Source organism: Deinococcus radiophilus, assembly GCF_020889625.1.
Taxonomy (GTDB): Bacteria; Deinococcota; Deinococci; order Deinococcales; family Deinococcaceae; genus Deinococcus; species Deinococcus radiophilus.
Genome location: NZ_CP086380.1, coordinates 1,860,155 through 1,873,438, shown reverse-complemented (window position 1 = coordinate 1,873,438; position 13,284 = coordinate 1,860,155). Strand labels below are relative to the sequence as shown.

Here is a 13,284-nt window from a genome sequence, read left to right as displayed (position 1 = left end):
GAGACTGGCTTAGAGCCGAGCGCGAGACAGCCGCAGGAAGTGTGCGGCAGCACTGTCAGCGGGGTTCAGCTCTACGGCGCGGGCATAGCTCTGGGCCGCGTCGGCGTAGCGGCCAGCCTCGTACTGTACGCGGCCCAGCCACGACCAGGCCTTGGCATAACTGGGGCTGGATTGGGTCGCCTGCCGGAAGACCGTTTCAGCCCCGCTGCGGTTGCTGGCAGTGTACAGGTTGTAGCCCTGACGGAACAGCTGTGCGGCCTGCAGGGTGTACTGCGTCCCCTCAGCACTCAGGCTGAGGTTATAGGCATCCGACGCAGTGGCTCCGGGCAGACGGCTCAGGGCGGTGTAAGCGGTGTGGGCAGCCTGCGCGTCTCCCAGGTCTAGCGCTACACGGCCTGCTTCGCGCCAGGCCTCAGCAAAGGTGGGAGCTTGCTGTGCGGCAGCCTGAAAACCCCGCAGGGCTTCGGCTTTGCGTCCAGCGTCCAGGTCGGCATAGGCCTGACTGAAGGCACGGGTGGCGGCAGCACCGTACTGGCTGGCGCGGGCCGATACCTGCGCGAAATAGCTGGCGGTGCGGTCCTGAGGGTTCAGCTGCGCGGCGCGGGCATACAGGGTCTGGGCGCGGGCCGGGTCACCGCTTTCCAGGGCCACCCGTCCAGCCCAGGCGGCGCATTGGGCGTCTTCGGGAGCCACGTTGAGGCACTCATCCAACAGTTGCGCGGCTCCAGGCAAATCCTGACGGGTATAGGCCGCGTACGCCAGATTGTAGTAGACCTGCCCGGCAGCAGCACGGGCCTGAGGGGTGGCCTGCGTGCCCGCAGCGGCGAAATAGACCTGCCAGCTGCTCAGCGCCCGCGACCAGAAGCCGGTGGTCGTGTAGATGTCGGCACGCAGGGCCAGGTACTCGCTGTTGCCCGGTTCCAAGCGCACGGCGGCCTCGGCAGCTTCGGCAGCCTGTCGCCAGAGGGTCTGGTCAATAGAGGCACTCCCTGCCGGGTACTGGGCACGGGCCTGCTCAGCCAGGGTACGCGCCTGAGCCGCGGCCTGTGCGGCGTCACGGTAGCTTACCTGGGCTGGGGTGGCCGGCGTGGTGGCCTGTGCCGTGGTAGCAGCGGGGATCGGCACCGTCGTCTGGGCCTGGACTGCAGGGACCAGCAACAAGCTGAGCAGGGTCAAAGGAGTGAGGAAACGCATCGGATGGACCTCCGGGGGAATGACACGGCCTGCACCCATAAGGGCACAGGGGAGTATGGGCGTCCTTCTATTCCAGGGGCCAAGAAGGTGAGTGTGATGGGAAAAGCTTTAGGGGAGAGTCAGGTGCGGGGATCAGGCGGTAGGAGAGTTGATCTGCGCCCCATCCAGCGGCAGGGCCATTTCCTCTTCGTTCAGGCAATCTTCTTCGGTCAGCCACACAAAGCTGAGCGGCCCAAATTCGCGCTCCCAAAGGTCGGCTTTTTCCTGGGCACCCTGGCGGTCCAGCGTGTTGGGCACGCAGGCGGTCAGCTGCCAGCCTTTGCCGCTACGTTCCAGGGCTTCTAGGCGGGTGTGGCCACCGTAAGAGCGGTCCAGACCGTCAGCCACACGCAGGATGGCGGCCATTTGCGATACCAGCCGCTGGTCAGCCCCGCTCAGGACCACGAATTCTGGATGTGAGTCCTTGGGTAGGCTGCGGCGGTGATAACGGGCAATCTGCGCGACCAGTTCCACCTCGTCGGGGCCAAAGCCCAGCAGGCCGCCGTGCCGAATCAGGTAAGCCGAGTGCTTGTGGTGGCTGCTCTGGGCGATCAGCTGACCCGCTTCGTGTAGGGTGGCGGCAGCGCGTAGCAGGCCGCGTCCATGGCTGGGGAGGGCCTCACCCTGTTCGCACAGCTGGGTATAGAGTTCGCGGCTGAGGGCCGTGACCTGGCGGGCATGCGGCAGGTCCACCCGGAAGCGTTCGGCCAGGGCCAGGGCGCTGCGGTGCCGGGCGCTGAGGCCCGAAACATACTGCTCGTGGCGCTGCAATTCCTCGGCCAGCATACCCTCACGCAGCGCACCTTCGCTGATGACGGCGCTGCTGGCTCCCAGGACGGTGAGGGCCGTGTGCAGCACGGTGGCTGCCGCCACGATGATCCGCGCCCGCTTGGCAAAGGCGGGAATCTGGGCGCGTTCCTCCTCGTTCATCCGGCGCAGTTGCCCAATCAGTTCGCCCAGGTCTTCCACGCTGATCCGTAGGCCGTTGGTGCTGCTGGGGGTCAGTCCCCGACCAGCGGCCAGGGCCAGGGCCAAGTCCTGTGCAGTCCCGCTGGAGAGGAACACTTGCGTTGCTTCACTCACTCCAAAGCGTGCCTGGTACGGCTCCAGTGCGCCGTGCAAGTAGGCGACCAGTGCCCGGTACTCGGACTTGCTGGTGGGGTCGCGCCGCAAGAAGCGGTCCTGCATCCGAATCCCGCCCAGCGGCAGGCTGATCACGTCCTGGACCTCTTCGCCGTGCCCGCGTACGATTTCCAGACTGCCACCGCCCAGGTCCAACAGCACATTGTCCTCGCCAAAATCTACCGCGTGTGACGCGCCCAGATAGGTCAGCCGCCCTTCGCGCTCACCGCTGATGATGACTGGATAAACCCCGGTTTCCTGGCGCATCCGCTCGGCAATTTCGGGGCCGTTGGGGGCCTCGCGCAGCGCCGAGGTGGCGTAGACCCGCACGCTGGGCACCTCCAGAGCGCCTGCCAGTTCGCGGAAGCGCAGCAGGGCTTCACGCAGCCGCCCTTCGCCTTGCGGCGTCATATGCCCGCGTTCATCCAAGCATTCGCCCAGACGGGTACGAACCTTAAGGGCGTCCAGAACGCGGTAGTGGCCTCCCTGGGCCTCAGCGATCAGGAGATGGGTGGAATTGGTGCCAACATCGGCCACGGCAACGCGCATGGTTTCAGGCTAACCCATCGGACCAGGCCGTTATGCTGAGGCCCATGCGACATACCTGCAACTGGACGGACCTGCATGGCGCGGTGCACGCTTCGTTTGAGGGCCGCAGTGGGGGACACCGCTGGCTGGTGGCCTTGCCTGAAGCGGCGGAGGACCACTTGGACACCGTGCTGGCCGCCCTGAGCGCCCTGGACGGTAAGGGGCGAGTGGATCTGGTGGTGTTCGGTGAGCCACAGGCCGTGCAGGACGCTGCGCATGAGTTGCTGGCCCGCGGCGTGCTGCTGCTGGGTGAGGCCAGGCCGGAGCTGGCGGACCTGTCTCCCCGCCGCTGTGAACCGCCAGCGGTGCAGGCAACTTTAGAAGGCTGGATGGACGAGGTGCCGCACGGGCGCTGAATCTACCCTTGCCGCTGCCCAGTGCAGGCAATGACCTATACTCAGGCACGGTGTTACGCGCCGTGCTTTTTTTTGACCCCCGCCGCAGGCCAGCTGGTCAGGTGGCCGTGAGGTGAAGCCGCGTGTAACCGGAGTTGCAGCCATGTGGCCCTCAGGTACGCCGAACGTGCCTGGGACGTGGCCCGGCTGCCCAACCAAAGGAGGGCTGAAATGCCTGGTATTGCAATTATTGGAGCGCAGTGGGGCGATGAGGGCAAGGGCAAGATCACCGATTTTCTGGCCCCGGCCGCAGGCTATGTGGTGCGCTATCAGGGCGGAGCCAACGCCGGGCATACGGTGACCGCTAAGGGGCAGACCTTCAAACTGAACCTGTTGCCCAGCGGTGTGCTGCACAGCGGCACGGTCAGTGTGTTGGGTGACGGCATGGTCATTGACCCTGACAAGTTTCTGGCCGAGCGTGAGCAACTGGTTGCGGGCGGTCTGGAACCTGACCTGCGGATTTCCGACCGGGCCCATCTCGTCTTGCCGCACCACAAGTATGTGGATGGCCGCGCTGACTTTGTGGGAACCACCGGCAAGGGCATTGGCCCCGCTTACGCCGACCGCGCCCGCCGCGTAGGCCTGCGCTTCGGTGACCTGCAGGACGATCATGTGCTACGCGAGCGCCTGGAACGCCTGCTGGAAGCCAAGCCCAACTCCACCCGTGACGCAGGCTGGGACAGCGTGCAGACGGCCTTTGACGCGCTGCAACCCACCCGTGAGGCGCTGCTGCCCTTTGTGCAGGACACCGGCACCATGCTGCGCGCGGCCATCAAAGCCGGCGAGAACGTCCTGTTTGAGGGGGCACAGGCCACCCTGCTGGATCTCAACTACGGCACTTACCCGTTTGTGACCAGCAGCCACCCCACCGTAGGCGGTGTGCTGGTCGGTGCCGGTGTCAGCCACAAGGCGCTCGGCCGCGTGTACGGCGTCGCCAAGGCGTTCAACACCCGCGTGGGCCACGGTCCCTTTGTCACGGAGGTTCACAGCGACGAGGAAATCCTGCGCCTGCGCGGCGACGGTTCCAACCCCTGGGACGAGTTCGGCACCACGACGGGCCGCCCCCGCCGGGTGGGCTGGCTGGACCTGGAACTGCTGAAATACGCCGTGGAAGTCAACGGTCTGGACGGTCTGGTCATCAACAAGATGGATATTCTCTCGGGCTTGGAGACGGTGCCGGTGTGCGTGGGCTACGGCAGCGAAGGCCAGCCCATCATGCGCGAGATGAAAGGCTGGGCCAGCACTGAAGGTGTGCAGGACCGCGCCGGCCTGCCGAAAGAAGCCCAGGCCTACTTGGACCTGATCGAAGAAGTGACCGGCTGCCCCGTCGTCATCTTCTCGTGTGGCCCCGCCCGCGAACAGACCTACGGCCAGGTGAGCTGGGACTAACGCTCTGGTCCGGCGAGCTGGGACTGACCTTCCTGCCATCGGTTGGGTTAAATAATGATTTAACTCAGCCAAAGGGATGAGAAGAAAAGCGGGTTCCACACCTGGAGCGTGCCAAAGCATCTTTTCGTAATGGCATAGGCAACCGACGGAACCCGCATAAGGCAGACTGCAGGCCATGAGAAAGGAAGCGAGTTGACCACCCCACCCAACATCAGTGCTGCCGACGAGCAGATAGAAGTGCCAGGTCTGTCCGGCCTGACCCGCGACTGGCTCTCGGCCATCGGAGAAGACCCGGACCGCGAGGGGTTACAGCGCACGCCACACCGGGTCGCCAAAGCCTGGGGGTTTCTGACCGCCGGCTACGGGCAGACCCTGGAAGATGCCGCAGGCAGCGCTGTCTTTGCCGCCGAGGGCAGCGAAATGGTGATTGTCAAAGACATCGAGTTTTATTCGATGTGCGAACATCACATGTTGCCCTTCTATGGCCGCGCCCACGTCGCCTATATTCCCGGCGATAAGATTCTGGGCCTGAGCAAGTTCGCCAGAATCGTGGACCTCTATTCACGCCGCTTACAGGTGCAGGAGCGCATCACCACCCAGGTCGCTGACGCCATTGAAGAATTGCTCGAACCCAAGGGGGTTGCGGTGCTGATGGAAGGCATTCACCTGTGTATGGCGATGCGCGGCGTGCAGAAGCAGAACTCCAGCACGACCACCTCGGCCATGCGGGGCCTGTTCCGTAACGATCCACGTACCCGCGCCGAGTTCATGAGCGCGGTGCAGGGCACGCTGCGAAACCGCTGAGATCGGTGAATCGCTGACCCAGACGCAAAAAAGCGCCGCCAATGCAGATGCTCGTCGGCGCTTTTTATCCGTCTGGTCTTCAGCGCACGCGGACGCGCAGCACCATTTTGTAGGCTTCGCCGGGCGCGAGGCGGGCCACGGTCCAGCGGACATTGGTGTATTCGCTGGGCTGCACCTGCACGCGCTGACTGGTGCCGTTGACCACCACGGTCTTAAATAGCGGGGCTGCCCCAAAAGTCTTGCCGCCGTCAAAGGAATACTCGGTCGTCACATTCTGCGACCCGCCTGCCGAGGCCACAAAGACGGTGCCAGCGGGAACAGCCAGCACTGGACGGGCATGTTGCAGGGTGCGCTGTGAGGTGTTCTTGGCGCTCACTTCGTACTGAATCACGTCGCCGGGACGGGCGCGGGTGGCGTCGGGGTTCAGGCGTTCGGTGACGCGGCCACCTACTCCACGCACGCTGGTCACCAGATAGTCGTTCAGCACCAGTTGCAGTGGACTGGTCTGGGTCGCCTGAGCCGTCTGGGTCGTGGTGCCAGCAGAAGCAGTGGTCTGTGCCAGCGCGGGCAGGGCACTCAGGGTAAGCAGGGCAGCGGCAAGGGTCAGTCGGATTCGGTTCATCGGGGTTCCTCCCAGAATGGAGTGTCGCCTGTTATCAAGGCAAAAGTCATATCAGCGGGTCACCTGTGGGTTGGCGTCTCCATGACACAGCTTCTGTTTGCCAGTTTAGGTTAGGGCAGCTTACGGGATGCTGACCCTGAGTCCCGCTTCATCTTCCACACTTTCCAAGATGTCTGGCCTGACCGTCCATCCAGTGATTACAAAGGCAGGTCATGCAGGCTGTCATGATGGCTGGCACACATGACCAAGTACGGCCTGACCGCAGGCAAAGGGGGCAGCACCGCATGACCACAGGCAAGACGACCCGTTACAGCCGCTTCGAGGGCGAACTGGACTCCCTGGAAGCCAGCGAGCTGATGCAGATGATCCAAGAAGCCTTGCTGGGCCAGGGCTTCAACGACCCCTACGACCCCGACCCGGACGCCCGCCCCAGCATGGATGACCTGTTTGACGCCATTCTTGAAGCGCTGGCCGAGCGGAACATGATTCCCGAAGACCAGCTGCTCGAAGCCCTCCAGGCCGACGACATCTCCCAGACGCGTATCGGGCAGCAGATTGAGCGGCTGATGGACAAGTTGCAGGAAGAAGGCTTTATCCGCAAAGAGCTGGGCGAGGACGGCGGGGGCCAAGGCGGCGCGGGCGAGGGCGGCGAGGCCACCTTCCAGCTGACCGACAAGAGCATCGACTTCCTGGGCTACCGGTCGCTGCGCGACCTGATGGGCGGTCTCGGCCATTCCGGGGCCGGCTCGCACGACACCCGCGACTACGCCAGCGGAATAGAGATGTCCGGCGAGCTGAAGAACTACGAGTTCGGCGACACCCTCAACCTGGACACCACCGCCACCCTCGGCAACGTGATGGGCAAGGGCTTCGAGCAGCTGGAGGAATCGGACCTGGTCATCCGGCAGGCCGAATACCATTCCTCGGCGGCCACCGTGGTGATGCTGGACTGCTCGCACTCCATGATTCTGTATGGCGAGGACCGCTTCACGCCGGCCAAACAGGTCGCGCTGGCGCTGGCCCACCTGATTCGCACCCAGTACGCGGGCGACACGGTCAAGTTCGTGCTGTTCCACGACTCGGCCGAGGAGGTGCCGGTGTCCAAACTGGCCCAGGCGCAAATCGGGCCGTACCACACCAACACGGCAGGCGGGCTGCGGCTGGCGCAGCAGCTGCTGCGGCGCGAGAACAAGGACATGAAGCAGATCGTGATGATTACCGACGGCAAGCCTTCCGCGCTCACCCTGCCCGACGGCCGCATCTACAAGAACCCCTACGGCCTGGACCCCTACGTGATGGGCGCGACCCTGCGCGAGGTCGCCAACTGCCGCCGCAGCGGGATTCAGGTGAACACCTTCATGCTGGCGCAGGACCCGGACCTTCTGGCCTTCGTGCGCCGGGTGGCCGAGATGACGCGCGGCAAGGCATACTTCACCACGCCGCAGAACATCGGCCAGTACGTGCTGATGGATTTCGTGGCGAACAAGACCAAGCTGGTGAACTAGGTTTGCGCCCGTGCTGGAAGATGGTTGACGGACGGTGGGGGCGGAAACTTAAGGCGGATCACCTAGAATGCTGACCATGTTTTGGCCCTTTTCCTCTCCCGCAAACACTTATGGCTAATTCCATCCACCATCTTCCACCCACCACCGACGAGTTCTTCCGTCCTATCACCAAGGCCGCCGGGCAGGCCACCGGCGACTTCGGGATGATTGAGGACGGCGACAAGGTCATGGTGTGCCTCTCGGGCGGCAAGGATAGTTACACCCTGCTGGACGTGCTGCTGCACCTCCAGAAGCGGGCGCCGGTCCGCTTCGAGGTAGTGGCGGTGAACCTGGACCAGGGCCAGCCGGGCTTCCCGAAGGACGTGCTGCCGCGTTACCTGTCTGAACTGGGCGTGCCGTACGACATCCTGACCGAGGACACCTACAGCGTGGTGAAGGAAAAGGTGCCCGAAGGCAAGACCACCTGTAGTCTGTGCAGCCGCCTGCGCCGGGGCATCCTGTACGCGCACGCCCGCCGCATCGGGGCCACCAAGATTGCGCTGGGCCACCACCGCGACGATATTTTGCAGACGCTGTTCATGAACATGTTTTTTGGCGCTCGCCTCAAGGCCATGCCGCCCAAGCTGCAATCGGACGACGGCACCAACGTGGTGATTCGCCCGCTGGCCTACGTGGCAGAGAGCCAGATTGTGGCCTACGCGGGGGCCAAAGGGTTTCCCATCATCCCCTGCACTCTGTGCGGCAGCCAGGAGAACTTGCAGCGCAAAGTGGTGGGGGAGATGCTGGCAGGCTGGGAGCGTGAGCATCCGGGCCGCCTGAATAACATTCTGCGTTCGCTGACCCGCGTGACCCCCAGCCACCTGCTCGACGCGGAGCTGTACGACTTCGCCGGCCTGAGCGTGCAGCCGGCCGAGGGCGACCGGGGCTTCGACGCCGAGGAGTACCCGGAGCGCGAGTTCCTGTCGGGGCTGAGTGAACTCAAGATGCTGGGCTGAGGTTCACAGTGTCTGAGGGTCGCAGGGATTTGAGGTCGCGCCCCCGCCCTGCGCTCCGACCTTCACTGCGCCGGCCCCTCTGCGTCTGCCTGCGTCCCACCCGCTAGACTACCCCCATGTCACAGCCCAATAATCTCAGCCTGGAGCTGAAAGAACTGGTCGCTCAGATGCAGGCCCGCCGTACCAAAGTGGAGGCCGGAGGCGGCGAGGAGCGACAGCAAAAGCAGCGCAGCGGCGGCAAGATGACGGCCCGTGAGCGCATCGAGTACCTACTAGACGGGGGCAGCTTTCTGGAGATGTCCACCTTCGTCGAGCATGGCCGCAACCGCCTGATGGACGGCGTGGACGCTCCCGGCGAGGGCGTGGTGACCGGAAGCGGCACCATCGGCGGGCGGCAGGTGTTCATGTTCAGCCAGGATTTCACCGTGCTGGGCGGCTCTCTGGGCAAGATGAACGCCGCCAAGGTGGTCAAGGTGATGGACCTGGCCGCCAAGACCGGCTGCCCGGTGATCGGCCTGAACGACTCGGCCGGGGCGCGGATTCAAGAAGGCGTGGACTCCCTGAGCGGCTACGGCGAGATTTTCTACCGCAACGCCATCTATTCCGGCGTGGTGCCGCAGATCAGCGCCATTCTGGGGCGCTGCGCGGGCGGCGCGGTGTACAGCCCGGCGCTGACCGATTTCATCCTGATGAGCAAGGGGAGTTCGTACATGTTCATCACCGGCCCCGAAGTCATCAAGTCGGTCACGCGTGAGGACGTGACCTTCGATCAGCTGGGCGGCAGCAGCGTACACGGGCGCAAATCCGGCGTGGCGCATCTGGCGCTGGAAGGCGACGCCGCCGTGCTGGACGGTATCAAGCAGCTGCTGACCTATCTGCCGCAAAACGCCCGTGAACAGGCCACCCGCGCCGAGGTCAGCGATTCGCCCACCCGCGAGACCCCCGAACTGCTGGAGATGGTCACGCCTGACCAGACCCGCCCCTACGCCATGCACGGCGTGATCGAGACGCTGGTGGACCGGGGCAGCTTCATGGAACTCCAGCCCGACTGGGCCAAAAACATCATCGTGGGCTTTGCGCGGCTGAACGGCGAGAGTGTGGGCATCGTCGCCAACAACCCCAAGGTGATGGCCGGCTCGCTGAACATCGACGCGTCCGACAAGGCCGCCCGCTTTATCCGCACCTGCGACTGCTACAACGTGCCTATCCTGACCCTGGTGGATGTGACCGGCTTTCTGCCGGGCGTGGGCCAGGAGCACGCCGGCATCATCCGGCACGGGGCCAAGATGCTGTACGCCTACGCCGAGGCCACCGTGCCCAAAATCACCCTGATCACCCGCAAGAGCTACGGCGGGGCCTACCTCGCCATGAACAGCCGCGACATGGGCGCCGACGTGGTGTACGCCTGGCCTACCGCCGCTGTGGCCGTGATGGGAGCGGAGGGTGCGGCCAACATCGTGTACCGCCGCGAAATCCAGAACTCGGAGAACCCTGAGGCGACCCGCGCCGAGAAAATCCGCGACTACAAGGAAGCCTTCGACAACCCTTACGTGGCTGCCGGCAAGGGCTACATCGACGACGTGATTCCGATGGAAACCACGCGGGCGCAGCTGATTCAGACCTTTGCGATGCTGCGCGGCAAGGAAGAGCAGCGCCCCTTCCGCAAGCATGGCAACATCCCGCTCTAATTCCGGGAGTCATGTGCACTGCCCTGAGCATTCACTTGCTGGCTCAGGGTGGCCATAATTTGGCACGGAGGAGCTGGACGGCCTCAAAAGTTTACAGAGGGCAAGTAACCGTTAAAATGACGTTAGAGACGATGTAAACGCCTCCGGGCTGACAGAATGCTGACACACCCTCCCTAGACTCGCCGCATGAAATTGACTGCCAAGCACCTGTTCTTGCTGCCGCTGACGGCCATGCTGTTCGCCTGCTCCGAGCCGGCCACCACCACGACCACCACCCAAGAGACGGGCGAGGCGGCCACTGCGACCACCACCACGACCACCGAGACGGCCACCGAAGCCGCTGCTGAGACGGTCACCGAAGCGGCCACCGATGCAGGCGAGGCTGTAACTGACGCTGCGGCCAATGCTGGCGCTGCGGCTGGCCTGAGTGCGCCTGCTGCGCCCCACGCCGATGGCAACCTGACCGGCGCAGGTGCTTCTTTCCCCTTTCCCCTGTACTCCAAGATGTTTGACGAGTATGGCAAAGAAGTCGGCGTGAGCGTGAACTACCAGTCGGTGGGTTCAGGCACCGGCCAGAAGCAGATCATCGAACAGACGGTGGACTTCGGCGCCAGCGACAATGCCATGGACGACGAGAAGCTGGCCAGTGCGCCCGGCGAAATTGCCCACATCCCCATGGCCCTGGGTGCGGTCACCGCCACCTACAACGTTCCCGGCCTGGACCCTGCCACCACCCTCAAGATGACCGGCCCTGTCCTGGCCGACATCTTCCTGGGCAAGATCACCACTTGGAACGATCCCGCCATTCTGGAACTGAACGAAGGCGTGGAACTGCCCGGGCTGCCAATCACCGTGGCTCGCCGCTCCGACTCCTCGGGCACCACCGCCGTGTTTACCGACTTCCTGAGCAAAGTCAGCCCTGAGTTCAGCGACAGCGTGGGCATGGGCAACTCGGTCAACTGGACGGTGGGCAGCGCCGCCAAGGGCAACGACGGCGTAGCTGGCCTGGTGCAGAACACCCCCGGCGCTCTGGGCTATATCGAAGAAGCCTACGCACAGCAGAACAACATGCCCATGATGGCCATCCAGAACGCTGCGGGTGAGTTCATGCAGCCCAGCCTGGAAGGTGTGACTGCCGCCGCCGCCGCTTCTGAACTGCCTGAAGACATGCGCGGCAGCGTGACCAACGCTGAAGGCGAAGGCGTGTATCCGATGGCGTCCTACACCTACTTGCTGGTCTACCCTGAGCAGAACTACGCTGGCCGCGACAAGGCCCAGGGCGAGCGGTTGCAGCACCTGCTGCAGTGGATGCTGACCAGCGGTCAGGGCTACCACGAGGGCCTGCACTACGCCAAACTGCCCGACGCCGTGCGTGAACGTGCCCTGGAGATCGTGAATGGCATGACTTTCAACGGTCAGCCCATGAACCCCATGCAATAAGCGGGAACAAAACGTAACCACACCTAGGGGAGCGGCCCAGGTCAGGATTTGGTTTCTGACCTGGGCCGCTGGTATTGGATGCGGCCAGAACTCAGGAAGGTGGCAGGTCAGGTGCAAAAAAACTCCCCCCGGCAAGGGGAGGGAGCGGAGAACACCTTCTGAGAATCAGGGGTACAGGCCGCGCAGCGCACGTGCTTCCAGAACGCGGGTACACGCCACGATGTAAGCGGCGGTACGCAGGGTCACGCCGTGGCGCTCCTTGACGTCCCACAGGCTCAGGAAAGCGTCGGTCATGATGCGGTCCAGGCGCTGGTTAATCTCGTCTTCGGTCCAGAAGAACGAGCTGAAGTCCTGCACCCACTCGAAGTAACTGACCGTCACGCCACCCGCGTTGGCCAGAACGTCCGGCACCACGGTCACGCCACGGCTGGCCAGAATGTCGTCGGCGGCAGGGATGGTGGGGCCGTTGGCGCCTTCCACGATCAGTTTGGCCTTGATCTGATCAGCATTGGCTTCGGTGATCTGTTTTTCCAAGGCGGCGGGAATCAGCACGTCGCAGTCCACGGTCCAGAACTCCTCGCGGCTCAGCTCGTCGGTGCCGGGCAGGTCGGTAATCTTGCCCGTGGCGCTCAGGTGCTCCATCGCCTTGTAAGGGTCAATGCCCGCGGCGCTGTACACCGTGCCGGTCACGTCCTGAATGGCGACGATCTTGGCCCCGTGGTCGTGGAAGATGCGGGCGGCGGCGTTGCCCACGTTGCCGAAGCCCTGCACAGCAATACGGGCGCCTTCCATGTTGATCCCCAGCTTCTTCATGGCCTCGGCCCCGGTCACGAAGACGCCGCGTCCGGTAGCGTCACTGCGGCCCAGCGATCCGCCCAGCGCGATGGGCTTGCCGGTCACCACGCCGGTGGCCGTGCGGCCCACATTCATGGAGTAGGTGTCCATCATCCAGGCCATAATTTGCGGGTTGGTGTTGACGTCGGGGGCGGGAATGTCTTTTTCTGGGCCGATAATCAGGCCGATTTCGGTGGTAAAGCGCCGGGTCACGCGTTCCAGTTCGCCCTGCGAGTATTTGCGCGGGTCAATCCGGATGCCGCCCTTACCGCCGCCGTAGGGCACGTTCACAGCGGCGTTCTTGATGGTCATCCAGGCTGAGAGGGCCATCACTTCGGAGAGGTTCACGTCCTGGTGGTAGCGGATGCCGCCTTTGGCCGGGCCACGCGAGGTGTTGTGCTGCACGCGGTAGCCCTCGAAGTGGGCCACGCTGCCGTCGTCCAAGTGGATTGGCACGTCGACCACCAAGATGCGCTTGGGGCGCTTGAGGGTTTCGACCCAGTAGGCCAGGTTGCCCAAGTAAGGCGTCACGCGGTCGACCTGCTCCAAGAAGATCTCGTAGGCGCCGATGTTGTTGGGGTCCAGGTAGCTGGGAATATCGTGGGTGGATGTTTTGACGGGGGCGGGGGATTCGGTGGTCATGGCAGCTCCTTCGCTGGGGAATGCTCT

General features: G+C 63.9%; 11 protein-coding genes. 7 read left to right on the top strand and 4 right to left on the bottom strand.

The window, feature by feature from the left end:
* Positions 1–9: 9 nt before the first annotated feature.
* Entirely contained in the window at positions 10–1,194 is a 1,185-nt protein-coding gene (locus LMT64_RS09410) for a tetratricopeptide repeat protein (RefSeq protein WP_126351922.1), read from the bottom strand.
* Between the two features lie 132 nt (positions 1,195–1,326).
* Positions 1,327–2,904, bottom strand: coding sequence for a Ppx/GppA phosphatase family protein (locus LMT64_RS09405; protein ID WP_126351893.1), 1,578 nt, complete (start codon positions 2,902–2,904; stop codon positions 1,327–1,329).
* A 44-nt stretch (positions 2,905–2,948) separates the two neighbouring features.
* Here LMT64_RS09405 and LMT64_RS09400 point away from each other — a divergent pair, with 44 nt between their 5' ends.
* The 3 genes from LMT64_RS09400 to folE all read left to right on the top strand — a co-directional run bounded on the left by LMT64_RS09400 (position 2,949) and on the right by folE (position 5,531).
* A complete protein-coding gene (locus LMT64_RS09400) occupies positions 2,949–3,299 on the top strand; it encodes a hypothetical protein (RefSeq protein WP_126351892.1) in 351 nt (116 codons plus the stop codon).
* 210 nt (positions 3,300–3,509) lie between these two features.
* Positions 3,510–4,727 (top strand): adenylosuccinate synthase, encoded by a 1,218-nt coding sequence (locus tag LMT64_RS09395; RefSeq protein ID WP_126351891.1) that lies wholly within the window; start codon positions 3,510–3,512, stop codon positions 4,725–4,727.
* 192 nt (positions 4,728–4,919) lie between these two features.
* Complete coding sequence (folE, locus tag LMT64_RS09390) at positions 4,920–5,531, top strand: GTP cyclohydrolase I FolE (protein WP_170165963.1); 612 nt, start codon at positions 4,920–4,922, stop codon at positions 5,529–5,531.
* 79 nt (positions 5,532–5,610) lie between these two features.
* Here folE and LMT64_RS09385 read toward each other — a convergent pair whose 3' ends face one another.
* Positions 5,611–6,153, bottom strand: a complete 543-nt coding sequence (locus LMT64_RS09385) for a hypothetical protein (RefSeq protein ID WP_126351889.1) — start codon at positions 6,151–6,153, stop codon at positions 5,611–5,613.
* Positions 6,154–6,437: 284 nt separating this feature from the next.
* Here LMT64_RS09385 and LMT64_RS09380 point away from each other — a divergent pair, with 284 nt between their 5' ends.
* The 4 genes from LMT64_RS09380 (at position 6,438) to pstS (ending at position 11,781) form a co-directional block, all read left to right on the top strand.
* The gene (locus LMT64_RS09380) at positions 6,438–7,658 is read left to right on the top strand and encodes a vWA domain-containing protein (RefSeq protein ID WP_126351888.1); all 1,221 of its coding nucleotides are present in this window, start codon (positions 6,438–6,440) and stop codon (positions 7,656–7,658) included.
* A 110-nt stretch (positions 7,659–7,768) separates the two neighbouring features.
* Positions 7,769–8,653 carry a tRNA 2-thiocytidine(32) synthetase TtcA gene (gene ttcA / locus LMT64_RS09375; RefSeq protein ID WP_126351887.1) on the top strand — a complete coding sequence of 295 codons (885 nt, stop codon included), beginning with the start codon at positions 7,769–7,771 and terminating at the stop codon, positions 8,651–8,653.
* Between the two features lie 116 nt (positions 8,654–8,769).
* A complete protein-coding gene (locus LMT64_RS09370; RefSeq protein WP_229253189.1) occupies positions 8,770–10,341 on the top strand; it encodes an acyl-CoA carboxylase subunit beta in 1,572 nt (523 codons plus the stop codon).
* A 186-nt stretch (positions 10,342–10,527) separates the two neighbouring features.
* Positions 10,528–11,781 carry a phosphate ABC transporter substrate-binding protein PstS gene (pstS, locus tag LMT64_RS09365; RefSeq protein ID WP_126351885.1) on the top strand — a complete coding sequence of 418 codons (1,254 nt, stop codon included), beginning with the start codon at positions 10,528–10,530 and terminating at the stop codon, positions 11,779–11,781.
* Between the two features lie 165 nt (positions 11,782–11,946).
* Here pstS and LMT64_RS09360 read toward each other — a convergent pair whose 3' ends face one another.
* Entirely contained in the window at positions 11,947–13,257 is a 1,311-nt protein-coding gene (locus LMT64_RS09360; protein WP_126351884.1) for a Glu/Leu/Phe/Val family dehydrogenase, read from the bottom strand.
* Between the last annotated feature and the right edge of the window lie 27 nt (positions 13,258–13,284).